This window comes from Sphaerimonospora sp. CA-214678, from assembly GCF_050942215.1.
In the GTDB taxonomy this organism is placed as follows: Bacteria; Actinomycetota; Actinomycetes; order Streptosporangiales; family Streptosporangiaceae; genus Sphaerimonospora.
In genome coordinates this window covers 1,758,450-1,783,235 of sequence record NZ_CP192056.1, presented here as the reverse complement: position 1 = coordinate 1,783,235, position 24,786 = coordinate 1,758,450, and the positions used below count along the sequence as shown (strand labels likewise).

General features: G+C 69.8%; 22 protein-coding genes, 2 tRNA genes and 1 riboswitch. Of the genes, 15 read left to right on the top strand and 9 right to left on the bottom strand.

The window, feature by feature from the left end:
* Positions 1 to 16: 16 nt before the first annotated feature.
* Both ACQP1K_RS08285 and ACQP1K_RS08280 read left to right on the top strand, forming a co-directional pair.
* Complete coding sequence (locus ACQP1K_RS08285) at positions 17 to 250, top strand: hypothetical protein (protein ID WP_433500288.1); 234 nt, start codon at positions 17 to 19, stop codon at positions 248 to 250.
* A gap of 554 nt (positions 251 to 804) precedes the next feature.
* Entirely contained in the window at positions 805 to 1,215 is a 411-nt protein-coding gene (locus ACQP1K_RS08280) for an Imm10 family immunity protein (RefSeq protein WP_433500287.1), read from the top strand.
* 729 nt (positions 1,216 to 1,944) lie between these two features.
* Here ACQP1K_RS08280 and ACQP1K_RS08275 read toward each other — a convergent pair.
* Positions 1,945 to 2,015: transfer RNA gene (locus tag ACQP1K_RS08275), tRNA-Gly, on the bottom strand.
* Positions 2,016 to 2,105: 90 nt separating this feature from the next.
* Between ACQP1K_RS08275 and ACQP1K_RS08270 the strand changes: the two genes are divergently transcribed.
* Positions 2,106 to 2,179 (top strand) — tRNA-Pro (locus ACQP1K_RS08270).
* 84 nt (positions 2,180 to 2,263) lie between these two features.
* Here ACQP1K_RS08270 and ACQP1K_RS08265 read toward each other — a convergent pair.
* Complete coding sequence (locus ACQP1K_RS08265; RefSeq protein ID WP_433500286.1) at positions 2,264 to 2,656, bottom strand: VOC family protein; 393 nt, start codon at positions 2,654 to 2,656, stop codon at positions 2,264 to 2,266.
* A gap of 278 nt (positions 2,657 to 2,934) precedes the next feature.
* On the opposite strand from ACQP1K_RS08265, the gene ACQP1K_RS08260 reads away from it, so the two are divergent.
* Together ACQP1K_RS08260 and ACQP1K_RS08255 are read left to right on the top strand one after the other, a co-directional pair.
* Positions 2,935 to 4,305: a TrpB-like pyridoxal phosphate-dependent enzyme gene (locus ACQP1K_RS08260; RefSeq protein WP_433500285.1), complete on the top strand. Its 1,371-nt coding sequence runs from the start codon at positions 2,935 to 2,937 to the stop codon at positions 4,303 to 4,305.
* Between the two features lie 95 nt (positions 4,306 to 4,400).
* Positions 4,401 to 6,134: an ATP-binding SpoIIE family protein phosphatase gene (locus ACQP1K_RS08255; protein WP_433500284.1), complete on the top strand. Its 1,734-nt coding sequence runs from the start codon at positions 4,401 to 4,403 to the stop codon at positions 6,132 to 6,134.
* Between the two features lie 108 nt (positions 6,135 to 6,242).
* Here the strand turns inward: ACQP1K_RS08255 and ACQP1K_RS08250 are convergent, their stop codons facing one another.
* Positions 6,243 to 6,320 carry a 50S ribosomal protein bL37 gene (locus ACQP1K_RS08250; protein ID WP_433501516.1) on the bottom strand — a complete coding sequence of 26 codons (78 nt, stop codon included), beginning with the start codon at positions 6,318 to 6,320 and terminating at the stop codon, positions 6,243 to 6,245.
* Between the two features lie 160 nt (positions 6,321 to 6,480).
* Here ACQP1K_RS08250 and ACQP1K_RS08245 point away from each other — a divergent pair, with 160 nt between their 5' ends.
* The 3 genes from ACQP1K_RS08245 (at position 6,481) to ACQP1K_RS08235 (ending at position 9,733) form a co-directional block, all read left to right on the top strand.
* Positions 6,481 to 7,287 carry a DeoR/GlpR family DNA-binding transcription regulator gene (locus tag ACQP1K_RS08245; RefSeq protein WP_433500283.1) on the top strand — a complete coding sequence of 269 codons (807 nt, stop codon included), beginning with the start codon at positions 6,481 to 6,483 and terminating at the stop codon, positions 7,285 to 7,287.
* 198 nt (positions 7,288 to 7,485) lie between these two features.
* Complete coding sequence (gene galT / locus ACQP1K_RS08240) at positions 7,486 to 8,565, top strand: galactose-1-phosphate uridylyltransferase (protein ID WP_433500282.1); 1,080 nt, start codon at positions 7,486 to 7,488, stop codon at positions 8,563 to 8,565.
* Positions 8,566 to 8,636: 71 nt separating this feature from the next.
* Positions 8,637 to 8,787, top strand: a riboswitch (cyclic di-AMP (ydaO/yuaA leader).
* A gap of 13 nt (positions 8,788 to 8,800) precedes the next feature.
* Positions 8,801 to 9,733, top strand: a complete 933-nt coding sequence (locus ACQP1K_RS08235; RefSeq protein WP_433500281.1) for a coiled-coil domain-containing protein — start codon at positions 8,801 to 8,803, stop codon at positions 9,731 to 9,733.
* Between the two features lie 25 nt (positions 9,734 to 9,758).
* Here ACQP1K_RS08235 and ACQP1K_RS08230 read toward each other — a convergent pair whose 3' ends face one another.
* A complete protein-coding gene (locus tag ACQP1K_RS08230; RefSeq protein WP_433500280.1) occupies positions 9,759 to 10,121 on the bottom strand; it encodes an MmcQ/YjbR family DNA-binding protein in 363 nt (120 codons plus the stop codon).
* A gap of 190 nt (positions 10,122 to 10,311) precedes the next feature.
* Positions 10,312 to 11,616, bottom strand: coding sequence for a M50 family metallopeptidase (locus ACQP1K_RS08225; RefSeq protein WP_433500279.1), 1,305 nt, complete (start codon positions 11,614 to 11,616; stop codon positions 10,312 to 10,314).
* Positions 11,617 to 11,818: 202 nt separating this feature from the next.
* Between ACQP1K_RS08225 and ACQP1K_RS08220 the strand changes: the two genes are divergently transcribed.
* On the top strand, positions 11,819 to 12,424 hold the full coding sequence (locus ACQP1K_RS08220; protein WP_433500278.1) for a response regulator transcription factor: 606 nt from the start codon (positions 11,819 to 11,821) through the stop codon (positions 12,422 to 12,424).
* A gap of 20 nt (positions 12,425 to 12,444) precedes the next feature.
* Here ACQP1K_RS08220 and ACQP1K_RS08215 read toward each other — a convergent pair whose 3' ends face one another.
* Together ACQP1K_RS08215 and ACQP1K_RS08210 are read right to left on the bottom strand one after the other, a co-directional pair.
* Complete coding sequence (locus ACQP1K_RS08215; protein WP_433500277.1) at positions 12,445 to 14,454, bottom strand: class III lanthionine synthetase LanKC; 2,010 nt, start codon at positions 14,452 to 14,454, stop codon at positions 12,445 to 12,447.
* Positions 14,455 to 14,798: 344 nt separating this feature from the next.
* The gene (locus ACQP1K_RS08210; RefSeq protein WP_433500276.1) at positions 14,799 to 15,911 is read right to left on the bottom strand and encodes a PP2C family protein-serine/threonine phosphatase; all 1,113 of its coding nucleotides are present in this window, start codon (positions 15,909 to 15,911) and stop codon (positions 14,799 to 14,801) included.
* 117 nt (positions 15,912 to 16,028) lie between these two features.
* On the opposite strand from ACQP1K_RS08210, the gene ACQP1K_RS08205 reads away from it, so the two are divergent.
* Both ACQP1K_RS08205 and ACQP1K_RS08200 read left to right on the top strand, forming a co-directional pair.
* Entirely contained in the window at positions 16,029 to 17,258 is a 1,230-nt protein-coding gene (locus tag ACQP1K_RS08205) for a GNAT family N-acetyltransferase (RefSeq protein ID WP_433500275.1), read from the top strand.
* 39 nt (positions 17,259 to 17,297) lie between these two features.
* Entirely contained in the window at positions 17,298 to 17,489 is a 192-nt protein-coding gene (locus ACQP1K_RS08200; RefSeq protein ID WP_433500274.1) for a hypothetical protein, read from the top strand.
* On the opposite strand, the gene ACQP1K_RS08195 is transcribed toward ACQP1K_RS08200, so the two are convergent.
* Positions 17,453 to 17,920 carry a ribose-5-phosphate isomerase gene (locus tag ACQP1K_RS08195; RefSeq protein ID WP_433500273.1) on the bottom strand — a complete coding sequence of 156 codons (468 nt, stop codon included), beginning with the start codon at positions 17,918 to 17,920 and terminating at the stop codon, positions 17,453 to 17,455. The genes ACQP1K_RS08200 and ACQP1K_RS08195 overlap by 37 nt on opposite strands.
* 147 nt (positions 17,921 to 18,067) lie before the next feature.
* Here ACQP1K_RS08195 and def point away from each other — a divergent pair, with 147 nt between their 5' ends.
* Positions 18,068 to 18,556, top strand: a complete 489-nt coding sequence (gene def, locus ACQP1K_RS08190; protein ID WP_433500272.1) for a peptide deformylase — start codon at positions 18,068 to 18,070, stop codon at positions 18,554 to 18,556.
* A 10-nt stretch (positions 18,557 to 18,566) separates the two neighbouring features.
* On the opposite strand, the gene ACQP1K_RS08185 is transcribed toward def, so the two are convergent.
* Entirely contained in the window at positions 18,567 to 19,973 is a 1,407-nt protein-coding gene (locus ACQP1K_RS08185; RefSeq protein ID WP_433501515.1) for an aldehyde dehydrogenase family protein, read from the bottom strand.
* A 317-nt stretch (positions 19,974 to 20,290) separates the two neighbouring features.
* Between ACQP1K_RS08185 and pepN the strand changes: the two genes are divergently transcribed.
* From pepN to ACQP1K_RS08170, 3 genes are all read left to right on the top strand, one after another.
* Positions 20,291 to 22,855 carry an aminopeptidase N gene (pepN, locus tag ACQP1K_RS08180; RefSeq protein ID WP_433500271.1) on the top strand — a complete coding sequence of 855 codons (2,565 nt, stop codon included), beginning with the start codon at positions 20,291 to 20,293 and terminating at the stop codon, positions 22,853 to 22,855.
* Between the two features lie 199 nt (positions 22,856 to 23,054).
* Positions 23,055 to 23,567, top strand: a complete 513-nt coding sequence (locus ACQP1K_RS08175) for a hypothetical protein (protein ID WP_433500270.1) — start codon at positions 23,055 to 23,057, stop codon at positions 23,565 to 23,567.
* 483 nt (positions 23,568 to 24,050) lie between these two features.
* Positions 24,051 to 24,725, top strand: a complete 675-nt coding sequence (locus ACQP1K_RS08170; RefSeq protein WP_433500269.1) for a nuclease-related domain-containing protein — start codon at positions 24,051 to 24,053, stop codon at positions 24,723 to 24,725.
* Positions 24,726 to 24,786: the final 61 nt, after the last annotated feature.

The window sequence follows — 24,786 nt, the reverse complement described above, 5'->3', positions numbered from 1 at the left end:
GCCTCGGCAGTTCCGGATGATCGAGCAACCACAGGAGATAGCGCGCACGCATGCGGACCTTCTCGTGGGCGTCCCCGGCAATCTCAGCCAGCAGCGGTCCCAGCCGCCCATAGCCGATAGCCCTGGCCAGGATCGCATATCGCACGTCCCAGACGCGGTGCTCACGGCGCACCGCCAGACACACCAGGTGCGCGAGCTGATCAACCACCTCGTCCGGCAGGTACGGCAGAGCCCTGGTCAGATCGCGTAAGCCTTCATCCTTGGTCGCCCAGCTCTTGGCATCGGCCATCCACTCATCCGGATAACGGGACTCCCACTCCAGGTAGAGCAGGAGGTACTTCAGTCCGCCCCACTGCGCGTAGGACTCGATAGGGACGTACTCCCAGAGCGCATCGGGAAGCCTTCTGTCCCGCTCAGCACACCACCGGGCCAGCACCTCGGAGCGTGCAGGTCCCTCGTGCTGCCAGACCTCGTTGAACTCCGCCAATGCCTTGGCACGCCGCTCGTCGGAACCCCGTAGACGTCCCAGGGCCCACCTCCGCCGGGCTGGATCTTCCGAAACCAACTCCATGGCCCATCCAAGACACCGATCCCACTCCTCCGCCGACCGCACAGCTCCAATGATGACGGAGACTGCGGCCTCTGAAGATGGTGCTTGTCAGCGATTGGTAGCCGCCACAGCTAACGTGCAGGCGTTCACGCGCGTCAGCACTCGATACGGCCGGTGAACGACCAGTCGATGTACTGCCGAAGATGTCCGGTGAGCGGGGCATCTGTAAGTCACCTGGCTGATATAACCCCTGCATGACCTACCGATTCACTGCCCGTGCGGCTGCCGGAGACGAAGAGTTCGATGAGGATTACCGCCAAGCCGGGGTGGCGGAATTCAAGGATGGCAGCGGCTTCATCCTGCTCTTCATGCGCGGAATCGAAGAGGCCGAAGGGCAGGACGTGGATCTCGCCATGGACACCCACTGCGTGGTTACGGCCGATCAGGGAACCGCGTACGGCTGCGTGCGAGAAGTCGCTGTTCGCGATGGCACATTGCGCGTTGTACTCGACCCGGCCGCTCTGGAAGATCTCGGCTTGGATGACCCGGTGATCGAAGCCGTGTTGGACGTCCCCGAGGCCGACATGAACCGTATGCGTGACGTGCTCCGCCGCATATTCACCCATCGCAGAGCAGACGCCAGACCAGTGCTTGTTGACCTGTAGAGGTCCATCCAGGGGCGGTCCTCCGCGCACATCGTCCCTGCCCCGATGCCTCGTTCGCCGTCGACCCACCGCGGAGCGGCAGCGGGCCGGCGGCGGAGGGGCATGCCCGGCCTCGCGTGTTCCATGTTCCCGGTGACCTTCCTCGCTCGCTGGTTGGCCTACAGGAACGGCCGGACTTGAACCGTGGGAGCTGGTCTGCTGGGCTTGCCCGGGTCGATTGCGGGCGAGGCGATCAGGCTCCCCAACCACCCACGAACCTCGACTTTCCGCGATCACCTCGGGGCCGGAGATCCCCGCCGGAGGCAAGAAAAGACCTCAGCCCTCTACGGTGCTGTGCGGTCGCTACGGTGGTCAGCCTCCTGCCCATCGGGCGCGGTTGGCGGCGGTGCGGCCGGGACCGGCCCGAAGATGCCGCATGCCCGGCCGCGACCGGCCGCGCCGCGCCACCGACGCCCGCAGGGCGGCGGCTTGAACCCGTAGGGGAACTCGTGACCACGGACGCCTTCACACGCACCTCGTCCCCCGTGCGGCGACGTGACGAGCCTCGAACGTCTACAGGTCCGGCACGCTCCGCAATGCGGTTGCGAGTTCTCTCATAGCGCTGATCACGGCATCGGCGCCCGCGCTCGTCAGTACGGCACCTGATGTGGCACGGAAGATCGTCTTAAGTGACCAGAGATCGAAAAGGCCGGGCTTCCCGTACGGGATGACCTGGCCTTTCGCCTTGAGAGCGGACGACGGGAATCGAACCCGCGTAGCCAGTTTGGAAGACTGGGGCTCTACCATTGAGCTACGTCCGCGCGCACCCGGCGTCCATCTGGTTTAGACTTCATCCGGTCGTCAGGGCGTAAGCGTACCGGAGTCCCGGAGCGTTCGCGCACTCGACGTGACGGGGCGTGGCGCAGCTTGGTAGCGCGCTTGCTTTGGGAGCAAGAAGTCGCAGGTTCAAATCCTGTCGCCCCGACTGCTCTGACCTGCGAGCGGGTCGGGCCTGACCTCGGCAGAGCGTCCGCCCGGCGCCGCCGCGGGATGGCTGGGCCCCGGCCGATCACTCGTCCACGATATAGGGGTGGGTCAGGAACTCCAGGGCATGACCGTCGGGGTCGTCCACGTAGACGCCGCGTCCGTGGTGCCGGTGATTGATCTCCTGCGGCTCCTGGTGGTGCGGGCCGCCCCAGTACGGCAGGCCGCGCTCGACGATCCGGCCGTGGATCTGGTCGAACTCCTCCTCCGAGACCAGGAACGCCAGGTGCTGCATGACGATGTGGCCGGGATCGACGATGGAGTCCGCGTAGTCGATGGTCACACCGTTCGCGAGCGGGACGGTGGCGAACGGTCCGAACTCCCTGGGCTCGGGCGCTCCCAGAAGAGAGGTGAGGAAGCGGGCCGAGGCGAACCGGTCGGCGCTGTGCATGATGGTGTGGTCGAGTCGTGCGGACACGGGACCTCCAGGTGGTCGGATCCGACGTGGCCCTTCTCCCTTCCGAGGCTACAAACCATCACTCCGCCCCTGCCACCCGCGGCCACGGGACAAGGCGTTCTCAATGCAGGGCTTTTTCACCCGCGGGGACGATGTTTACTGGCGATCGGGGGTCCGTACGGCCGCCTGTGCGAACCGATGCGGTCGGCGCCCTTCCCTGACGTCGCACGGCCGCTCAGACTGGTGCCCCAGAACGACCGGCGACCCGCAGAGACCCGCGGTCGCGCGGAGAGGAGCGAATGGTGAACGAGCCGACGAAGATCACACTCGACGAGTCGCAGATCCCGCGCAGCTGGTACAACATCCTGCCCGATCTCCCCGAGCCTCCCCCGCCGCCGCTCCACCCGGCGACGATGCGGCCGCTCGGCCCCGACGACCTTCTGCCGCTGTTCCCCGAGGAGCTGATCGCGCAGGAGGTGACCCTGGACCGTCGCGTCCCCATCCCCGAGGAGGTCCTCGACGTCTACCGCCTCTGGCGCCCCACTCCGCTGATCCGCGCCCATCGCCTCGAGAAGAGCCTGAGCACCCCGGCCAGGATCTACTACAAGTACGAGGGCGGCAGCCCCTCCGGATCCCACAAGCCCAACACCGCCGTCCCGCAGGCGTACTACAACGCGCGGCAGGGCGTGCGCAGGCTGACCACGGAGACCGGCGCCGGGCAGTGGGGCTCCGCGCTCGCGTTCGCCTGCGCGCAGTACGGCCTGGCCTGCGAGATCTGGATGGTACGCGCCTCCTATGACCAGAAGCCCTATCGCAGGTCGCTGATGCGGGTGTACGGCGGCACCGTCCATCCGAGCCCCTCCGCCGTGACGACCGCCGGCAGCAGGATCCTCGCCGACGATCCCGACTGTCCCGGATCTCTCGGCATCGCGATCAGTGAGGCCGTGGAGGTCGCCGGCGGCCACGACGACACCCGGTACGCCCTCGGTTCCGTGCTCAACCACGTGCTGATGCACCAGACCGTCATCGGCGAGGAGGCGCTGGAGCAGCTCGCCCTGCTGGGCGAGACACCCGATCTGATCATCGGATGCGCCGGTGGCGGCTCCAACTTCGCCGGCCTGGCCTTCCCGTTCCTGCGGGAGAAGCTCGCCGGGCGGATGGATCCGGTGCTGCGCGCCGTCGAACCGGCCGCCTGCCCCTCGCTCACCAGGGGCGTCTACGCGTACGACTACGGGGACAGTGCGGGGTTCACGCCGCTGCTGAAGATGCACACGCTCGGCCACACGTTCGTGCCCGATCCGATTCACGCCGGCGGCCTGCGCTATCACGGCATGGCCCCGCTGCTGTCGCACGTCTACGAGCTCGGCCTCATGGAGGCGGTGGCCAAGAACCAGACCGAGTGCTTCAAGGCCGGCCTGCGTTTCGCCAGGACCGAGGGGATCGTGCCGGCTCCGGAGCCCACACACGCCCTCGCCGAGACGATCGCGCAGGCCCTTCGCTGCGCCGAGACGGGCGAACCCAAGGTGATCTTGACGGCCGTGTGCGGGCACGGTCACTTCGACCTGCCCGCCTACGAGGGCCACCTGGCCGGCCTGCTGGAGGACGTGCCGCTCCCCCAGGAACGGATCGATCTGGCGCTCGCCCAGCTGCCCGGCCCCATACCGAGCTGATTGCGGTTGGATCATTCCCCGCAAACAGCTGAAATGCTCGGTGGCAGTCCATACGATTCTCAGTCGTCCCACCGTCCCTCTCCGGAGTAGCCGATTTGGACCGGAACTGCGTCATCAAGGCCCCCGCCCCGCGGGATCGGGCGAAATGGCACCGTAGCGGCGCCGCTTCCGCGAACGAGCGGCTCGCCTTTCTCAACGAGGCCAGCCGCCGGATCGGCACCAGCCTGGACCTGGTGGAGACGAGCCGGGAACTCGCCGACGTGGCGGTCCCGCGTTTCGCCGACACGGCGGCCGTCCTGATCCAGGACCGGCTGCTGACCGACGGGGAGCTCTCCTTCCGTCACATCGACGGCAGCACGCTCGTCCGGCGGGTCGCGGTGGCCATGGCGGTCGAGGATCCGCGGCCCTGGATCGAGGCCTTCCCGGTCGGCGAGGTGACCGTCTTCTCCGCGATCCTGCCGCACACGCAGAGCATGGCCAGCGGCAAGCCCCTGATGTACCCCGTCCTCGACAAGGAGAGCGCCCGGGTCATCGGCGCCGGCATCGACCGTGAGGACGCGGTGATGCAGCTCCTCACCGACTCCTCCTTCCTCACCGTGCCCCTGCGGGCGAGGGGGCGGGTGCTCGGCTGTGCCGTCTTCGGCAGGCGGCCGGACAACCGGCCGTTCGATGAGCCGGACGTCGCGGTGGCCGAGGAGCTCGCGGCACGAACGGCCGTGTGCATCGACAACGCCCGGCTCTACGACCGGGAGCGCCGGACCGCGCTGACCCTGCAGAGCAGTCTGCTGCCCGCCGAGCTGCCACAGCCGCTCGGCATGGACATCGCCTCGCGATACCTGCCCGCCAGCGACCTGATGGGCGTCGGCGGCGACTGGTACGACGTGATTCCCCTGCCGGGGTGCCGGTCCGCGCTGGTGGTGGGCGACGTCATGGGTCACGGGACCCGGGCCGCCGCGACGATGGGACAGCTCCGTACGGCGGCGCGCACGCTGGCGAGCCTGGACCTGCCGCCCGACGAGGTGCTCTTCCGGCTCAACCTGATGAGCCAGGATCTCGACCCCACGCAGATCGCCACGTGCATCTACGCCGTCTACGACCCGGTGACGCGAGGCTGTGCGCTGTCGCGGGCGGGTCACATGCCTCCGGTGCTGCTGCACCCGGACCGATCCACCGAGATCATCGACCTGCCCCCGGGGCTGCCGCTCGGCATCGGCACCGACCCGCTGGAGACGCGGGAGCTGACCCTCCCGGCCGGCAGTGTGCTGGCCCTCTACACCGACGGCCTGGTGGAGAGCCGCGAACGCGACCTCGACGCGGGGATCATGACGCTGCGCCGCCTGCTCGCCAGGCCCGTCGACGACCTCGAGGACATGTGCGACGTGACGATCAGCGGTCAGCGGCCCGGTCACGAACGCGACGACATCGCACTGCTGGTGGCGCGGGTACGGAACCTCGACCCCGACGAGATCGCCTCGTGTCCCCTGCCGTCCGACCCGAGGTTCGTGGCGCACGCCCGCCGCTTCGTCCGGGACACCCTGGCCGCATGGGGGCTCGCCGGCATGGTGGACAGCACGCAGTTGATCGTGAGCGAGCTGGTAACCAACGCGCTCAAGCACGGCTGGCCGCCGATCGAGTTGCGGCTGCTGCGCGGCCGGACGCTGGTGTGCGAGGTCGTCGACGGCTCCGAGACCACCCCTACTCCCCGTATGCCCGCGCCCGACGAGGACACCGGCCGGGGCCTCCAGCTCATCAAGCGGTTCGCCTACCGCTGGGGCACCCGGCCGATGCCGTACGGAAAGATCGTCTGGGTGGAGCAGAACCTGCCCTGACGATCACGTGGACATCCGCGGCGGCTGGGCGGGAGCCGTACCGGGAGGGCGCCGACGGCGGTCCTCGCGAGGCCCCGCCTCACTCCCCGATTCCGCCGGATCGTGTCGTTATCGGCTGGTCGGGCGCTTGCCGTGGTTGGCCTTCTTCTTCTTACGTGCCTTGGACTTACGCGCGCGCTTTCCCATCCGGGACCGCCTTCCTCGTCCGGCTTTTCCCCACTGTCTCCCGGCCCGGCGTGCCGTACAAGGGAGAAGCCGGATCCATGCCGCACGGCTCACCATGAATCAACATGCTCACTACTTCTATCTGGCATAATTTGTTGGAACCTGTTGATAGGAGCGGTGGATGCTGGCCCAGCAGAGGCGGCAGGCGATCCTGGATCGGGTCCGCAGGACGGGCGGCGTACGCGTCGCCGAGCTCGTACGCGACCTCGGTGTCTCCGACATGACCATCCGGCGGGACCTGGAGGTCCTGGCGGACCGCGGTCTGATCGAGAAGGTCCACGGCGGCGCCACCGCCGCGGGGACCGGCTCCACCGAGGAGCCCGGCTTCGCGGCCAAGTCGGCGCGCCAGCGGGCCGAGAAGGAGGCGATCGCCCGGCGGGCCGCCCGGCTCGTCCAGCCCGGCGGCGCCGTGGCGCTGTCGGCCGGCACCACGACATGGGCCCTCGCCCATCATCTGGCCGAGGTGCCCGAGCTGACCGTCATCACGAACTCGGTTCAGGTGGCGGACGTCTTCCATCGGGCGGGCCGGACCGACCAGACCATCGTGCTGGTCGGCGGCGTGCGCACGCCGTCCGACGCGCTCGTCGGGCCCGTGGCCGTCGCGGCCATCCGATCCCTGAACGTCGACACGCTCATGCTCGGCGTCCACGGGATGTCCTCCCGCGCCGGCTTCACGACCCCGAACCTCCTCGAAGCCGAGACCAACCGGGAGCTGGTCGCCGCCGCGCGCCAGCTCGTCATCCTGGCCGACCACACCAAGTGGGGCACTGTCGGCATCAGCACCATAGCCCGTCTCGATCAGGCCCACGTCGTCGTCAGCGACAGCGGACTGCCCGATGAGGCGCGGGCCGAGCTGTCCGAACACGTCGGCCGCCTGATCATCGCCGACCCGGTGGGGGAGGCCGGACCCCGGGCGGCGGCGCTGTGAACGGCGGCGCGGGAGACACCGCGTTCGCTGGGCCGCGGGAGCCGCGGACGGCGCCGGCACCGGCCGCTCAGGCGACGCGGCAGACGACGCGGCAGACGACGCCAGAAACGACACCGGGAACGACACCGGAAACGACGACATGAACGACCATGCGAAGAACGACGTGAAGAACGACATGAACGGCAGCGTGAAGACACCGTGAAGCGCACGATCACCCATCTCACCGACGGCCGTGAGCTGATCTACTACGACGGGCGGGACGACGCGGACCACGGCGCCTCCGATACCCGCGACCTGCCCCCGCGCCCCCTCGCCTCAGAACTGCGCCGCGATCCGCTGCTGGACGAGTGGGTGGCGGTCGCCCGGCACCGTCAGACCCGCACCCATCTCCCCTCCGCCGAGGAGTGTCCCCTCTGCCCCGCCCACCCCGGCTCTGAGATCCCCTCCCCCTACGAGGTGGCGGTCTTCGAGAACCGCTTCCCGTCCTTCAGCTTCAATACGGGACAGGGCGCCGAGACCGGCGGGCACGACGACGTGGGCGGGCTCAGCGAGGTGCGGCCGGGCATCGGACGCTGTGAGGTCGTGTGCTTCACCGCCGACCACAACGCGTCCTTCTCCTCTCTCGGCGACGACCGGGTCGGGCTCGTCATGGAGGCATGGGCCGACCGCACGGCCGAGTTGTCCGCTCTGCCGGGAGTGGAGCAGGTCTTCTGCTTCGAGAACCGCGGCGCCGAGATCGGCATCACGCTGCCGCATCCCCACGGCCAGATCTACGCCTACCCGTACGTGACGCCGCGCACCCGGCGAATGCTGGACACGGCCGCCCGCTACCCGGGAGGGAACCTGTTCGCCGACGTGCTCGCGGCCGAGCGGCGCGGGCCCCGGGTCGTCGCCGCCAACGAGCACTGGACCGCCTTCGTGCCGGCAGCCGCCCGCTACCCGTTCGAGGTGCACGTCTATCCGCACCGCCGGGTGCCCGACATCCCCGCGCTGGCGGCCGAGGAGCGCGCCGCGTTCGGGCCGGTCTACACCGAGGTGCTGCGCCGCCTGGACGGCCTGTTCGGGGTCGCCATGCCGTACGTCGCGGCCTGGCACCAGGCCCCGGTCTCCCATCGGCGCGATCTCGCCCATCTGCACCTGCAGCTGTTCAGCATCCGGCGGGCGCCGGACAAGCTGAAGTACCTCGCGGGCTCGGAATCCGCGATGGGCGCCTTCGTCAACGACGTACTGCCGGAGGAGGCGGCCCGGATGCTGCGGCAGGCCCGGATCACGGGCTGATCTCCGAACGGTTGCGACTCGGAGTGGCAACCACTCTTTACGTACCACTAGTATCCAACACATCAACCTACCCAGCCGATGAGCCTAATCCCAGGCGTCGCGCCCGGGAGCCGGGAACCCAACAGGAACATCGGGGTGAAGGAACGCCAGGATTCGACCTGGCGCCCGGGCGCCTCCAGCCCGAACCCGTCAGCTAACCCGGCAGGCAGATGGAGAGGAGTGGGCACTGCCCCGCGTGTCACCTCTGGCAGCCGGTGTGCTGGCGGCCATCGTGCTCGTGTTCGGCACGGCCACAGCGGGCCACGCCGATCCGAAGCCCAGCAGGAGCGTCCTCAAGAAGCAGCTCGCCGACCTGGAGAAGAAGGTCGACCAGCTGATCGCCGACTACAACGCCAAACGGGTCGAGCTGGCCAAGGCCCGTACGGCGGAGCAGGCGGCGCGTGAGCGGCTCGTCCGGGCAGAGGCCGACTACGAGGCCATGCGCCGGTCGGTCGAGGACTTCGCCGAGCGGACGTACCAGATGAGCGGTCCGATGCCGGTTCCCGACCTGACGACCTCGGCGCTCATGTACCAGATGCAGCAGGAGCAGGTGCTCAGGCTCGGCCGCTTCGAGGAGTCGCGCACGGAACGGCAGCGCGCCGCTGACGCGGCGAAGGACCTGACCGCCCGATTCAAGGCGCAGGCCGCGACCGTCGCCGATCGGCGCAAGGATGCCGAGAAGCTGATCGACCAGATCAAGGACAAGCTCGACAAGCTGATCCCCGTCGCCCCCGGCAGACGGCCGGGCGGCTTGTGGGCTCCCGAACTGCCGACCGGCGCCGACAACATCACTCCGCGCACCCGGCTGATGCGTTCCGAGGTGGCCGAGCACTTCGACCTGCGCTTCCCCGTCGGCTGCTACCGCTCGGACTCCAGTGGCGAGCACCCCCTCGGCCGCGCCTGCGACTTCATGATGAGCTCGGGCGGCGCGATGCCGACCGAGGAGATGAAGGCCCTCGGCGACGCCATCGCGGACTGGACCATCAAGAACGGCGCCAAGCTGGGCGTGAAGTATGTGATCTGGCGGCAGCGCATCTACAACCTCGGCCGGCCCGGCTGGCGGGTGATGTCCGACCGCGGCGGGATCACCGCCAACCACTACGACCACGTTCACATATCGATGCACTGAGAGCGCGAGCCGTCCCGCCCCCCGGTCACCTCTCCGTAGCGGGCACCTGGGCGGCGAGCGTCTTCGGCGCCACCTGGCGGAAGGCGTCCGCGACGATCTTCCGGATCTCGTCCCAGTCCACCGGAACGTCCAGGTAGACGCCCAGCCAGCCGCGGTGCCCCACATAGGGCGGCCGGAAGAACCGGTCGGGCTCGGTCTCGACGAGTTCCTCCTGCACCCCGGAAGGGGCCGCGCACCAGAACGCGAGCCGGTCGTCGTGGTGGTGGTCGGCGAACATGACGAAGGTCTTCTTGCCCCGTACGAACCAGGTCGGCTCGCCGTGGCTCAGCCGCTCGGTCGTCTCGGGCAACGCCAGGCACAGCGCACGCAGCCGCTCCAACTCCTCCATCGACGAAGAATACGGCATCGCACGATTATTCGTACACCAGTTTGAGAGAACATCGCCCTCCCGTCATCATCTCGATGGCGAGCGCTGATCCAGACGGCCGCTCGCGAGGCGGAGCAGGAGCCTGTAGCGGACGGACCACGGCCGGAGGGTTCCAGCGCGGCGAGACGCCGTCCGGGCCGCGCGAGCGGGGTCAGCCGGAGATGCGGACGGGGTTGACCAGGTCGGCGTAGATCAGCAGACCGCCCATGACGATGAGCAACACGGCCATCACGTACGTCACCGGCAGCGCCTTGGCGACGTCGACGTACGCGGGCATCGGCCGCCGCCGGATCCGCGCGAAGCCGCGTTTGATCCCTTCCCACAGCCCGCCCGCGATGTGGCCGCCGTCCAGCGGCAGCAGCGGGATCAGGTTGAACATGCCGATCGCGAGGTTGAGCCCGCCGAGCACGGTGATGAAGATATTGATCTTGTTTTCGACGGGAATGTCCGAGGTGGCGATCTCACCGCCGATGCGGCCGGCGCCGACGATGCCGATGGGCCCGTTCGGATCGCGCTTCTCCCCGGAGAACGCCGCATGCCAGACGCCGACCATCTTCTTCGGGATGTTGACCATCGCGACCGCGGTGCGCTCGGTCATGTCCCACATCTGACCGAGCACGTATCCGGGCCCCTGCCGCTCGACCACGAACGTGGGCGAAACGCCGAGGAATCCGACGTTCTTCTCGACCTTCTCCGGGTCGTCGAGCGACGGCATGTCCTGGGAGATCAGGTTCACCGTGAGAGACATGTCCCGGCCCGCCCGCTCGATCCCGATGGCAGCGGTGCCGGCGCCGTGCGTCCTGATGAGGTGGGTGGCGTCCTCCCAGGTGGTCACCGGAGTGCCCGCGATCGAGGTGATCCGGTCGCCGGGCAGCAGTCCGGCCTGGGCCGCCGGCGTCGCCGGATCGGAGTCCAGGCAGTCACGCTTGACCGCCTCGACGGCCGGGATCACGCACTTCGACACGGAGGAGACGGTCGGCTTGGCCACCGTCACGCCGAACCCCATCATCACGATGGCGAACAGCACGAAGGCGAGCACGAAGTTCATCGCGGGGCCGCCGGACATGATGATGGTCTTCTGCCACCACGGCTTGCGATAGAAGACGCGGTCCTCGTCGCCGGGCCTGATCTCCTCGGAGGCGACGGCCCGTGCGTTCTCAATCAGGCCCTGCCACGGGCCGGTCGAGACACTCCGCAGCTTGTTGGGATCGTCCGACGGACGAGGCGGCAGCATGCCGATCATGCGGATGTAGCCACCGAGCGGGATCCACTTCAGGCCGTACTCGGTCTCGCCCCGCCTGCTGGACCACATCGTGGGCCCGAAACCGACCATGTACTGGGTGACCCGGACATTGAACAGCTTGGCCGGGACGAGATGCCCGATCTCGTGCAGCCCGATGGACAGCAGCAGCCCGACGAAGATGATCGCGAATCCGACCAGGGAGAGCCAGTACATCAGTGAGTACCCCCGGGTCGGAGAAGCCGCCTTGCCTTGCGTCGCACCCTTCGAGGGTAGCGGACGGGGGTGTGGGGGAAGCGTGTGCCGACGCGCTTCGGGTACCCGTTTCCTTGACGTCTCATTTACCAAATGGAGCCACTTCGTTGACAGTGCGGAGCCGTTCGATCACCCTTTGATAAACTGTCCAGAGGGGAGCGTCTTGATCCGGATCCTGGTTGCCGAGCACGTTCCGTTGGTACGGCGCGGCCTGGTGGCCTCGCTCGACGGCGAATGCGACCTCGAGGTGGTCGCCGACGTCGGCTCGGCGGAGGACATCGTCCCAGCGGCCCTCGGCGTCCGGCCCGACGCCGCGGTCATCGACGTCGACCTGCCCGGCGTCGGCGGAATCGACATCGCCGCTCGGCTCGTCGAGAAGGTGCCCGACTGCCGTGTGCTGATCCTGTCGGCCCAGCCCAACCCCGGCCATGTCAGGCGGGCGTTCGCCGCCGGAGTCCTCGGCTACATGAGCATCGAGATCGGCCCGGAGCAGCTCGCCGAGGGCATCCGCCGGATGATCACCGGCCGGCGCGTGCTCGACACCGATCTCGCCGTCGCCGCACTGGAGGCGGCGGAGAACCCGCTGACCCCCCGTGAGCTCGACGTGCTCCGGATCGCCGCCGGCGGCGCGCGGTCCAAGGAGATCGCCGAGCAGCTGTGCCTGTCGGTCGGCACGGTACGCAACCACCTCTCGCGCATCCTCTACAAGACGGGTGCACGCAACCGCGTGGACGCCGTACGCATCGCCGGTGACGCCGGCTGGCTCTGACCCCGGCGGGCCCGCCGGCGCTACCGGTGGCCTTCGGACACGGCGACGGCCCGCAGACCGGCCGGCGGACGACTCCGCAGGCGGGCGGGCGGGGTTCCTCCCAGAAAGGGCAGCCCCACCGGCTCGTCGTGCAGCGCCGCGCCGACCGCCAGCAGGACCCCCGCCGTGCCGGTGGCGAGGTCCATCGAGAGCCGGAGCAGCCGCTCGCCGGGGAACGCGAGGTGCCCGCGGAAATCGATCGCGTGCCAGGAGAGCGCGGCGAGCTGGCGGCCGGTCTCCTCGTCCTCTCGGCCCCAGCCGCCCGCGCGGTCCCGGCACAGATAGGCGATGATCCCGGCCCGGCCCGCGAACAGGCCGGCCTCGCGGTGGAGATGCGCCCGCGCCGCCCGGTCGAGCCGTCCGCGCACCGCCGCCAGCTCAGGATCCGGCCGGTAGTGCAAGAACTCCTCCAGCACCCAGGAGACGCCGACGCTGCCCCGGTCGAGATGCGGTGTGGGCCGCAGATCGCCTTCCCCGCCCCGGCCGGCGATCCAGAGCGACCCGTCGGCCCGGGACACGCGACGGCGCAGATCCCGGCGCAGCGCCCGCTCCGCCTGGGTCAGCCATTCGACGTCCCCCGTCCGCTCGAACATCCGGACGAACAGCAGGGCCGGGCCGGTCGATCCGTACATCAGTCCCGGGCGGCCGTCGAGCTCCTCGCCGGCCAGCCGGTCGGCCACCAGGGCGGCGGTGCGCAGCGCAGCGTCGAGATCGCCGAGATAGGCCTGGTTCAGCGCGATCCCGGACAGCCCGCCGTACAGGTCGATGCCGAGCGACCGCGGGCACGTGGCACCGGCGATGTCGAGCACCTCCAGCGCCTCCTCGTGCCGGCCGAGGTGGCCCAGCGCGTGGGCGACGCCGTGCAGCCCGTCATAGAACCCCGGCGCGACCCGCGTGCCGTACCGGCGCGCCCGGTCGATCAGCCACTGCTCGTGCTCGGGGAACCGGCCCGCTCCGGTGGCGTGCAGGGCGTAGAGCACACCGGCCGCGCCATGCGCGAGACCGAGCCCGCGACCGCCGCCGTCGAACTGCGCGACGTCCCCGGGGAACAGCCGGTCGTCGCGGCCGGGCGTGGCCGACGCCAGGATGGCACGCGTCATCGACTCGCGCATCCGCCGCCAGCCGGCCTCCGCCACGTACGGCGTCCGGGGACTCGCGCCGCATCCGGCGATCCGCACCGCCGGCCGCAGGAAGCTCTCCTGGACGGGGAACAGCCCCCTGATCACCGCGGCGAGTTCGGCGGGCTTGCCGCGGTCCAGCGCGAACAGTTCGGTGAGCGGGAGGAACAGGGCGAGCCGCAGGCAGGCCAGTGCGTACCGGTCGGCGTCGAGTCCGCCGACCTTTGGCGATACGGTCCCCGGCGGCGTGATCGCGGAATCGGCCGCCGCGTCCTCATCCGGCTCCGCGATCGGCCTGGCCGCCCCGAAACCCACGAGCGTGACCCCGCCGTCGGGACGGATGAGGATGTTCGCCGGGTCCAGGCCGCCGTGGACCAGGCCACGCGCATGGACCTTCATGACGGCGTCCTCGACCTTTGCGCAGACGTCCTTCACCCATTCCGCGTACCCCTCCAGGCGGCCCTCGGCGTGGCCGCCGAGGCCGTCCGTCCCCGCGCCGGTCAGCGGATTGCGAACGGCGAGAGCCACGTCCAGCGGCTCACCGGGGACGTGTTCCAGCACGAGGAACCACCGTCCACCGGCGTGGATGCGGCCCTTCGGCTCCGGAGCCACGCCCAGCCCGGCGAGCCGTACGAGCGCCTCGGCCTCGCGGTCGCGCCCGGCCGCCTCCTTCAGCACCACCCGCTCCCCGGTTTCCGGGTCGACGGCCAGGTAGACGCCGCCTTCACGCAGCACCGCCTCGATCCGGTACGGCAGGCCCTCGGGCGGCGTGCCATCGGACAGCGGCCGGGTCGTCTCGCCCGGCGGCCGGAGGGCCGGAGAGTCGTAGAAGACGGGATCGGTTCGGCAGTAGAGCTCGTATCGCTTCTCCACGTTCTCGCCCCCCGGACGCCTGCGACAGCCGTACCCCGTGAGCATGTCAAGCGGGGTCGGCGCCGAACAGTGACCCCAGGGCACGGAAAGCACATGAACAGTGACAGTGTGTATCCATTGAACTCGTCACGGGTCCCCCCCGGACCGATAGGAGCTCCGGCATACGGAAAGAACCACCGGAAGAATTACGGTCCGTTCACCGAAGACCACTCGGGGAGCGGAGTGGGAGGAGAGCCGCGTACCGGGCTCCCGGCGGGCCCCGCGGCGGACCGCCGATCCTCCTCGCGGCGAAGCGGCCACGCCGATCGGGGATCGAGACCTCCTCGGCGGCGTCGTCACCCGGCCTAGGGACGCCAGATCAGCACGAGGGCGCAGTCGTCGTTGTGGCCGGAGGTCATCGACTGCACGAGCTGCCGGGCGCGGTCGCGAAAGCCCGAGGGCAGCAGCCGCTCGGCCGCCCCCAGCAGCCGGTCCAGCCCGGAGTCGATGTCCCGGCCGGGCTGCTCGATCAGGCCGTCGGTGAACAGCATGAGGGCGTCGCCCCTGCGCAGCACCCCGCTGTCTGGCTCGCAGTGCAGGTCGGGGACCACGCCGAGCACGACGCCCTTGGCGGTGGAGACCCGCCAGGTGCCGGAGCCGGAGTCGAACCGCACCACCGGCGGATGACCGGCCGAGGTGATCGTGTACGCCCCGGTCGACAGGTCCAGACTGAGGTGGACGGCCGTGACGAACCCCTCGTCCCCGAGCTGCCGGTGCAGATAGCTGTTGCAGGCGCCCAGGAAGTCGTCGACCGAGCCGAGCAGGCCGCCGAAGGCGCCGGAGAGCATGAGCGCGCGGGTGCCCGCGTCCACGCCCTTGCCCGAGACGTCGACGAGCGCCAGCTCGACGCGATCGCCGTCACGCATGGAGACCACGAAGTCCCCGCCGAAGGACGACCCGCCGGCCTGCTTGAGCACCACCTTGTGGTCCCAGTCCTTGGGCAGCGACGGCAGCTCGCTCTGCCGCTTGAGCCGGTCGCGCAGCTCCAGCAGCATCGCGTCACCGCGCAGCCCCTGCACGCCGAGCTTGCCGCGCGTGCGTGCCATCAGCCATGCCAGCACGGCGGTGAACCCCATCGTGATCAGAAGTCCGGCGCCCACGTTCGCCGGTCCCCGGATCGACCACATGTAGGCCAGGGAGACGACGACCGAGCACAGCAGGATGGCCAGGCTGCGCAGCCGCAGCTGGAGACCGCCGATGAGCGTGATCAGGATGAGCAGCGAGGGGGAGAACCAGTAGGCGGAGACCTCGGCGTCGAGAACGCCGATGACCAGGGTCACCACGCTCAGGGTGATGAGCAGGTTCCGGTCCTTGGACGAACTCTTCCGGATAAAACGGACCAACGGCACCAGAAGCGGCACTCGTACGAGAAGTGCGCGAAGCCGCGGAGGGATCAGCGGCGCCGGTCGGGAACTCATGATGGCCTCGACTGTATCCCCCCAGCCCAGGTGAGGGCACCCCTTTGACCAACAGCTTGATCATCTAGCACGGATATTGTGTGGCACTCCCCCGCGGGCCGCTCCTACTGTTGTCCGGTGACTGTGACGGTTCGTCCCATCGCCGAGGCCGAGTGGCCCGCGTTCGCGGCCCTGCACCACGAAGCATTCAACTCCTCTCATCCCCTGGAGGCCACCGAACGCTGGGGCGAGCTCATCGAGTTCGACCGGTCGCTCGCTGCCTTCGACGGCGACCTGCTGGTCGGCGGCACCGCCGCGCTGTCGCTCACGATGACCGTGCCCGGCGGGCCCGCCCCGGTCGCCGGGGTGACAGCGGTCGCCGTGCTGCCCTCACACCGTCGCCGCGGCATCCTGTCGAGCCTGATGACCCGTCAGCTCCACGACATCCACGAGCGGGGGAGTGAGACCGTGGCGGCGCTCTACGCGAGCGAGACCGCCATCTACGGCCGGTTCGGGTACGGCAGGGCGGCCGACGGCCTCTTCTTCCGCGTCCCCACACGCCACTCCGCGTTCGTCCCGGAGGCGCCGGCCGATTCCGCGCTGCGCCTGCGCGTGGCCCGGCCCGCCGAGGCCCTGGACGACCTGCGGCGGGTGTTCGAAGCCGTACGGCCCCGCCGTCCCGGGCTCTACGCCCGCTCCGAGCCCGTCTGGCGGGAGAGCGTCATCACCGACGAGAAGCACGACCGCGGCGGGGCCGGCCCGCTGCGCTGCATGATCGCGGAGGACGGCGACGGTCCACGCGGCTACGCGCTCTTCCGTGTCAGGGCGGGCTACACCGACCACGACGTACCGGATGGCGAGGTGCGGCTGGTCGAGCTGTTCGCCGTCGACCCGGCGGCGTACGCGCTGGTCTGGCGGAGCGTGCTCGACCGGGACCTGTGCTCGCGCGTCCATGCCTGGAGCCGGCCGGCGGACGACCCGATCCTTCATCTGCTGGCCGAACCGCGGCACCTCAACGCCGGGCGGCTGGACGATCTGTGGATCCGCCTGGTCGACGTGGACCGGGCGCTTGCCTCCCGCGCCTATGCCGCACCCGCCGACCTCGTGATCGAGGTCGTGGACGAGCTGTGCCCGTGGAACGCCGGCCGCCGGCGGCTGGTCACCGCGAAGGGCTCATGCGAGCCGACGGGCGATCCCGCCGACCTCACGCTGCCCGTCTCCGCGCTGGGCGCGGCCTACCTGGGCGGACGGCCGCTCACCCCGCTCGCCGCCGCCGGGCTCGTACGGGAGCACCGTGAGGGCGCGCTGCACGAGCTGTCCACGGCGATGTCGTGGGAGCCGAAACCCTGGGGCGGCCTGATCTTCTAGGTCGTGTCTCCCCGGCGCTTCCGGCGTAGGGTGCAGGACATGGCACTGCAGAGCTTGCAGATCACGGCGATCACCGCGATGCGGGCCCGGGACGTGTCCCGGCCGACGCCGGAAGAGCGGAAGGCGGCCGACGACCGCCCACTGCGGGACGAGACGTCCCGGCGGGACCACCGCCGGGACGGCAGGGGCGGTTCCTACGGCAGGGGCGGCAGTTCGCCGGTCGCCTCGTAGTCGGCGAGCTGGCCGATCCTGCGGGCGTGGCGCTGCGCCCCCGAGAACGGCGTGGCCAGGAAGACCTCCACGAAGCGGACCGCCTCCTCCGGAGTGTGCATACGCGCGCCCAGGCTGATGACGTTGGCGTCGTTGTGCTCTCTGGCGAGCCTGGCGGTGTCCTCGGTCCAGGCGAGGGCCGCCCGGATGCCGCGCACCTTGTTCGCGGCGATCTGCTCGCCGTTCCCCGATCCGCCGATCACGACGCCGAGGCTGCCGTGATCGTCGGCGACGCCGCGCGCGGCGCGCAGCACGAACGGAGGATAGTCGTCCTCCGCGTCGTAGACGGACGGACCGCAGTCCACCACCTCATGGCCCTGCTGCTTCAGCCAGTCGGCCAGATGGTTCTTCAGTTCGTAGCCGGCATGGTCGGCACCGATATAGACACGCACAGCCCAAGTTTCGCAGCCTTCGCACGCGCGCGGGACGGCGGGCCCGGACTAGAGTAAGCGGCGAACGCGGCTTCCGGTCCTTACGACCGGCTGTACCCCCTCCCAGGGAACGGGCCCGGTGAACGGGCTCGGCGGAACAGGAGCATCATGCGCGAGATCCGCAGCGTCGGTGATCCGGTCCTGCGCACCCCGGCCGAGCCGGTGACCGATTTCGACCGGGAGCTCCGGCGCCTCGTCGACGAGATGTTCTCGGTGATGTACGCCGCCGACGGGGTGGGCCTGGCCGGCCCGCAGATCGGCGTCGGCAGGCGGCTGTTCGTCTACGACATCACCAACCGCAAGGGCCACCTGATCAATCCCGAGCTCACGATCGACGATCCCGCGCAGATCGTCGACGACGAGGGCTGCCTGTCGGTGCCGAGCAGGGAGACCGGCAAACCGTTGTACGCGCCGACCGCCCGCGCGTCCGGGGTCACGGTCCGCGGTTTCGACCGGCTCGGCCGCCCGGTCGCCGTCAAGGCGAGGGGCATGCTCGCCCGGTGCTTCCAGCACGAGTACGACCACCTCGACGGCGCCCTGTACGTCGACAGGCTCACCAAGGAGGAGCGCAGGAAGATCCTCCTCCAGGCGCCCTGACCCGGCCGGCTCAGGTCTGGATGGCCTTGATCTCCAGGTACTCCTCCAGGCCCGGCTCGCCCAGCTCGCGGCCGACCCCGGAGCGCTTGTAGCCGCCGAACGGCGCCAGCGGGTTGAACCTGCCGCCGTTGATCGCGACCTGGCCGGTGCGCAGCCTGCGCGCCACGGCGAGCGCCTTCTCCTCCGTTCCCGCCCACACCGCCCCCGACAGCCCGTACGGCGTGCCGTTGGCGATCTCGACGGCTTCGTCCTCGGTGCCGAAGGGGATGATCGACAGAACCGGGCCGAAGATCTCCTCCTGCTCGATGCGCATGCCCGGGGAGACGCCGGCGAACACGGCGGGCTCGACGTAGAACCCGCGCTCCACCGGGTTGTCCGTACAGCCCAGCACCAGCCTGGCGCCCTCCTCCTCACCGAGGTTGAGGTAGCGGATCACCCGGTCGCGCTGCGCGGCGGAGACCAGCGGCCCCAGCCTGGTGCCCTCGGCGAAGGGATCGCCCGGGGCGTACTTCCTGGCGAAGCCGACGGCCAGCCGCACCGCCTCGTCGTAGGAGTCCCAGTGCACGAGCATGCGGCTCAGCGCCGAGCAGGTCTGCCCGGAGTTGACGTAGGCTCCCGCGACGCCCGCCTTCACGGCGGTCTCCAGGTCGGCGTCCGGCATGATCACGTTGGCCGATTTCCCGCCGAGCTCCAGCGCGACCCGCTTGACCGTCTCGGCGGCCAGGCCGGCCACCCGGCGACCCGCGCCGGTCGACCCGGTGATCGACACCATGTCCACGTCCGGGTGTCCTGCCAGCGCCTCGCCGACGACCGGCCCGTACCCGCTGACCATGTTGAACACGCCGGGCGGGAGGCCGACCTCGTGCAGGACGTCGGCGAGCGCGTACGCAGCGAGCGGCGCCACCTCACTCGGCTTGAGCACGACCGTGCAGCCCGCGGCCAGCGCCGGCGCCACCTTGCAGATGATCTGGTGGAGCGGGTAGTTCCACGGGGTTATCGCGCCGACCACGCCCACGGGCTCGCGGACGATGAGCGAGTTGCCCACCCGGCCCGCGTCGAAGCCGTACCGCCCGGCCAGTTCCGCGTACGACTCCAGGACGCCGATCGGCATCAGCGTCTGCACCTTCAGCGCGAGAGCGAGCGGCGCACCCATGTCGGCGGCGATCGTCGCGGCGATCCGGTCGGCGCGCTCACGCAGCAGGCCCGCCGCCGCTGCCAGCAGCCGGGCGCGCTCCGCCGGGGCGGTCGACGACCACGACGGGAAGGCGGCGCGTGCGGCGGCGACCGCTGCCTCGACGTCGCCGGGCGAGCCCGCCGGCACCTTGTCGACGATCTCCTCGGTCGCCGGATTCACCACGTCGACGCTCTCGCCGGAGGCGGAGGGCACCCAGACTCCGTTCACATAAAGGTGGCGCACCATCTCATCCTCGCGCTGCGGCCCCCGGAACGCGAGCGTGGGGATCACACCCGGCGGTTTCGATCTCATATCACCGACCGAACACCATCAATTCGGACACGGTCACTTTCCACACCATTCCCCGGCCCGGCGGGAATGTGGTTGCATCGATCATCAGTCGAGCTGTCAGCCCGGTTGTCAGCTCGACCGGTTCCTCCCTCCCCAGGTAGGAGAGGTCGAGAATGCTGCCTTGTCAGCGTGGCGTGGCAGGATTCTGGTTATCCCTTTCGCGACGGGCGGCTGGGATAGGGGGCATCGACAGGCGATGAGGAGCAGGTGTGGCAGGAAATCTCACGCGTGATGAGGCTCGGGAGAGGGCCCGGCTGCTGAACGTCCGGTCCTATCTGGTCGAGCTCGATCTGACCGAGGGCGAGGAGCGGTTCGAGAGCATCACGACGGTCGACTTCACCTCCAGCCGTCCGGGGGCGGAGACGTTCATCGATCTGCACGGCGCCCACGTGCGCAAGGTCGTGCTCAACGGGAGGGAGCTCGACCCGCGGACCTACGACGCCGAGAAGGGCCGCTTCCCACTGCCGGACCTGGCCGAGGAGAACCGGCTGCGCATCGACGCCGACGTGTCGTACATGCGCACCGGCGAGGGCCTGCACCGGTTCGTCGACCCGGTCGACCGGCAGGTCTACCTGCACAGCCAGTTCGAGACGGCGGACGCGCACCGGATGTACGCCTGCTTCGACCAGCCCGACCTCAAGGCGACCTTCGAACTGACCGTGCTCGCGCCCGCCCACTGGGAGGTGGTCTCCAACGCCGCCCCCGACGCCGTCGAGGAGCTGGAGGAGCACCACGGCAAGCACGGCAGGCTCCAGGCCGCCCGGCGCTGGCACTTCCCGCCCACGCCGCGCATGTCGACGTACATCACCGCGCTGATCGCCGGGCCGTACGCCGTGGTGCGGGACGAGCACGACGGGATCCCGCTGGGCATCTACGTGCGGCGGTCGCTTGCCGAGCACCTCGACCCGGAGAACATCTTCGAGGTCACCAAGCAGGGCTTCGACTTCTACCACCGCGTCTTCGGCGTGCGTTATCCCTTCGGGAAGTACGACCAGCTGTTCGTGCCGGAGTTCAACGCGGGCGCGATGGAGAACGCGGGCGCCGTCACGTTCCTGGAGGACTACGTCTTCCGGTCGCGGGTGACCGACGCCATGGTGGAGCGCCGCGCCGAGACGATCCTGCACGAGATGGCGCACATGTGGTTCGGCGACCTGGTCACCATGCGGTGGTGGGACGACCTGTGGCTGAACGAGTCGTTCGCGACGTTCGTGTCCATTCTGTGCCAGGCCGAGGCCACCCGCTGGGGTCAGGGTGCGTGGACGACGTTCGCCAACGTCGAGAAGGCCTGGGCCTACCGGCAGGACCAGCTCCCCTCCACTCACCCGATCGCCGCCGACATCCCGGACATGCAGGCGGTCGAGGTCAACTTCGACGGGATCACGTACGCCAAGGGCGCCTCGGTGCTCAAGCAGCTCGTCGCCTACGTCGGCCTCGACAACTTCCTCGCCGGGGTCCGCGACTACTTCGGCGAGCACGCCTGGGGCAACACGACCCTGCAGGATCTGCTGTCGGCGCTGGAGCACACCTCCGGCCGCGACCTGTCCGCCTGGTCGAAGGAGTGGCTGGAGACCTCGGGGGTCAACACGCTGCGCCCGTCGTTCACGACGGACGACGAGGGCAGGTTCGTCTCCTTCGACGTGCTCCAGGAGGCGCCGGCCGAGCACCCCACGCTGCGTTCGCACCGGATCGCGATCGGGCTGTACTCGATGACGGACGGCGTGCTCACCCGGACCAGGCGGGTGGAGCTCGACGTGGTCGGCGCCCGCACGGCCGTCCCCGAGCTGGTCGGTGAGATCCGGCCCGACCTGGTGCTCGTCAACGACGACGACCTCACCTACGCCAAGATCCGGCTCGACGAGCGGTCGCTGGAGACCCTGGTGGGCGGCGGCATCACCGCCTTCCGCGACTCACTGCCCCGTGCCCTGTGCTGGTCGGCCGCCTGGGACATGACCCGCGACGCGGAGCTGGCCGCCCGCGACTACGTCGAACTGGTGGTCTCGGGGATCGATTCGGTGAGCGACATCAGCGTGGTGCAGGCCGTGCTGCGGCAGGCCCGCCAGGCCGTGCAGCAGTACGCCGACCCGGCCTGGCTGGCGACCGGGCTCGCCGAGCTGGCCGGGGCGCTGCGGCGCATGATCGCGGCGGCGGAGCCCGGTTCCGACCACCAGCTCGCGTACGTCAACGCGTTCGCCGCCATCGCCGCCTCGACCGAGGACCTCGCGTTCGTCAAGGGCGTCCTCGAAGGCACCGCCGTACCGGACGGGCTGGCCGTCGACGCCGACCTGCGCTGGACGCTCACGCACGCGCTGGTCGTCGGCGGCGTGCTCGACGCCGGGAACATCGACGCCGAGCTGGCGCGCGACGCCACCGCGACCGGTGAGCGTTCGGCCGCGATGTGCCGGGCCGCGATTCCCACGGCGGAGGCCAAGGAGCAGGCCTGGGCGTCGATCGTCGGCGGCGAGCTGAGCGGGGCGCTGCTGCGCTCCACGATCCTCGGCTTCATGGACCCGCACCACGTCGACCTGCTGGAGCCGTACGCCCGGAGGTATTTCGACGAGGCCGGGCGCATCTGGAGCGAGTGGACGTCCGACATGGCGCAGAACTTCGCGGTCGGCTGCTACCCGGCCCTGCTGATCCGGCCCGAGACCGTGGCCGTCACGCAGGACCACATCAGCGCGGCACAGCCGCCGCACGCGCTGCGGCGGCTGCTGCTGGAGGGCGCCGACGGCATCAGCCGGGCCCTGCGCGCCCGGGCCAAGGACGCCTCCGCCTGACCACATGCCCGCACAGGGCGAGACGGGCCCCGGCGCACTCCGCCGGGGCCCGCCCCCTGCGACGGAAGGGGTCTCGGGCGAGAAAGCGGGCCGCAAGGGAGATGCAAGCGGTCGGCGGTGATATTGGGGAAAACCGGGCGCCGGGCAGCTGCCGCGCCGTCCACCCGGGTCTACCGTCCCGCCCAGGAGGCCCCCACCGATGATCTCCTCCCAGCACCTGAGCGGCCCGCGGGCACGGCCGGGTGACGTCAAGGTCTTCCCCGTGCCCGCCCCGACCCCGCCGTCCCGGATTGCAGAGGACGGACCGCGGCCCGCCGAGCTGGTCACCCCGGAGGATCTCAAGCGTGTTCTCGGCGTGGACGTGGAAGGCCCCGATGCATTCGAGGGGGAGCTCCCGGCGCCCTCCTGGCTGAGCATGCGCTCCTGCAGCTACCGGTCCCGCGACGGCGTGCGGGTCGACGTGCACACGGCGGCGGGCCTGCTGTCCCGCTATCTGATGGTGCTCGGCCATATCATGACCCGGGTCCAGGGACGGCCGATCCAGGGGATCGGCGGCGGTGCGATGCTCTATCCGGGGCTGGTGGCCGTCCAGACGGACCGGGGCACCTTCGCGATCAGCGTCTCCGCCCCCGCCGGGCCGCCACCGTCCGACCCGCTCATCGACCTCGCCCATGCCGCCGCCGCACGCCTCACCGGAATGTCACCGGCCTGATCGGCTGCGGTCGCCCCCCGAAAGGCAGTGGGCCCACCGCAGCGGTTCCCGGGAACGCCCGGCGGCCGCCTGTTCCCGCGCGATAAGATCGCGGATGTCTGCCACGCCGTCACACGACAGGTCTCTCGCCGGAAGATATCTAGAGAAGATACCCACAGGGGTCCGCCGTGAACCGGTTCAAGCAGGCCACAAAAGTATGAACCAACCAACACTAGGCAGCCCGCTGACAGCTCAACTACCGTGAGTGATGTGGATACCGGTCTAGCGCCCGAAGACGGTCACGATACGTCACCCATATGGGTGAGTGACCACCCGTCGGAGCCGTCCCAGACGACGCCGACCGCATCGGAGACCCCTGCGGCACCCTCCGCCGCGCAAACGGCGGCCCAACCGGTCGCGCAACCGCCGCCCGATGCTCCCCCCAAGGCGCACATACATGCCCGCGCACCTGCCAGACCAGCCGAACGCGCATCGATCAGGATCATGATTCATGACCCGAGATACCGTCATCTGCGTCTACGCGCGCTGATCGGGGCGGCGGCCGGCATCGTGGCGGGAATCCTCTTCGCGAACTGGCGGATCGGCCTCACCGCCGCGATCATCGCGGTCATCGCCGACACCGTCTATCGGGCCAGGACCGTCTCGTCGATCCCGGCCTGGCGGCGCGCCTCCGCCGCGGAGCGCCGGACCGAGGTCCAGCTCAGGAAACTCGAGCGCAGCGGGTTCCGGACGCTGCACGCCCGGGCCATCCCCGGCAGCGAGGCCCAGATCGATCACCTGGTCGTCGGCCCGACCGGGGTGTACGCGGTCGACTCGGAGAAGTGGGACAAGCGTCTTCCCGTACGGGTGCAGTCACACCGCAAGCTGTTCCACGGACCGTTCAACCGGAAACCCCGGCTCGACGAGGCCCGCTGGGAGGCCACCCAGGCCAGCCAGCTGATCTCCGAGGCGCTCGGCCGCGAGATCACCATCGTGCCGTCCCTGGCGATCTACGGTCCCCCGATCCCGTGGCGGATCCTCAACATCCGCGAGGTCGACGTCTTCTCCGGCGGTCTCGTCCGTAAGTGGATTACAAAACGGGAGAAGTCACTCACCATCGCGGAAATCGACGCGATCTACAGTGCCGCCGAGCAGGTCCTGCCGCCCCGCTACGAATAGCCCGGCACCGTCCACCGACCGGCACGACGTCCGAGACATGGACGGGCGGTCTCGGCAGCCG

What these genes read in the sequence shown, in the direction of transcription:
- ACQP1K_RS08280 (WP_433500287.1), top strand. Translation starts at nt 805, where the DNA reads ATGACCTACCGATTCACTGCCCGTGCGGCTGCCGGAGACGAAGAGTTC.
- ACQP1K_RS08260 (WP_433500285.1), top strand. Translation starts at nt 2,935, where the DNA reads ATGGTGAACGAGCCGACGAAGATCACACTCGACGAGTCGCAGATCCCG.
- ACQP1K_RS08285 (WP_433500288.1), top strand. Translation starts at nt 17, where the DNA reads ATGATCGAGCAACCACAGGAGATAGCGCGCACGCATGCGGACCTTCTC.
- ACQP1K_RS08200 (WP_433500274.1), top strand. Translation starts at nt 17,298, where the DNA reads ATGGCACTGCAGAGCTTGCAGATCACGGCGATCACCGCGATGCGGGCC.
- ACQP1K_RS08245 (WP_433500283.1), top strand. Translation starts at nt 6,481, where the DNA reads ATGCTGGCCCAGCAGAGGCGGCAGGCGATCCTGGATCGGGTCCGCAGG.
- ACQP1K_RS08170 (WP_433500269.1), top strand. Translation starts at nt 24,051, where the DNA reads ATGATTCATGACCCGAGATACCGTCATCTGCGTCTACGCGCGCTGATC.
- ACQP1K_RS08230 (WP_433500280.1), bottom strand. Translation starts at nt 10,121, where the DNA reads ATGGAGGAGTTGGAGCGGCTGCGTGCGCTGTGCCTGGCGTTGCCCGAG.
- ACQP1K_RS08225 (WP_433500279.1), bottom strand. Translation starts at nt 11,616, where the DNA reads ATGTACTGGCTCTCCCTGGTCGGATTCGCGATCATCTTCGTCGGGCTG.
- ACQP1K_RS08210 (WP_433500276.1), bottom strand. Translation starts at nt 15,911, where the DNA reads ATGAGTTCCCGACCGGCGCCGCTGATCCCTCCGCGGCTTCGCGCACTT.
- ACQP1K_RS08175 (WP_433500270.1), top strand. Translation starts at nt 23,055, where the DNA reads ATGATCTCCTCCCAGCACCTGAGCGGCCCGCGGGCACGGCCGGGTGAC.
- def (WP_433500272.1), top strand. Translation starts at nt 18,068, where the DNA reads ATGCGCGAGATCCGCAGCGTCGGTGATCCGGTCCTGCGCACCCCGGCC.
- ACQP1K_RS08250 (WP_433501516.1), bottom strand. Translation starts at nt 6,320, where the DNA reads ATGGGAAAGCGCGCGCGTAAGTCCAAGGCACGTAAGAAGAAGAAGGCC.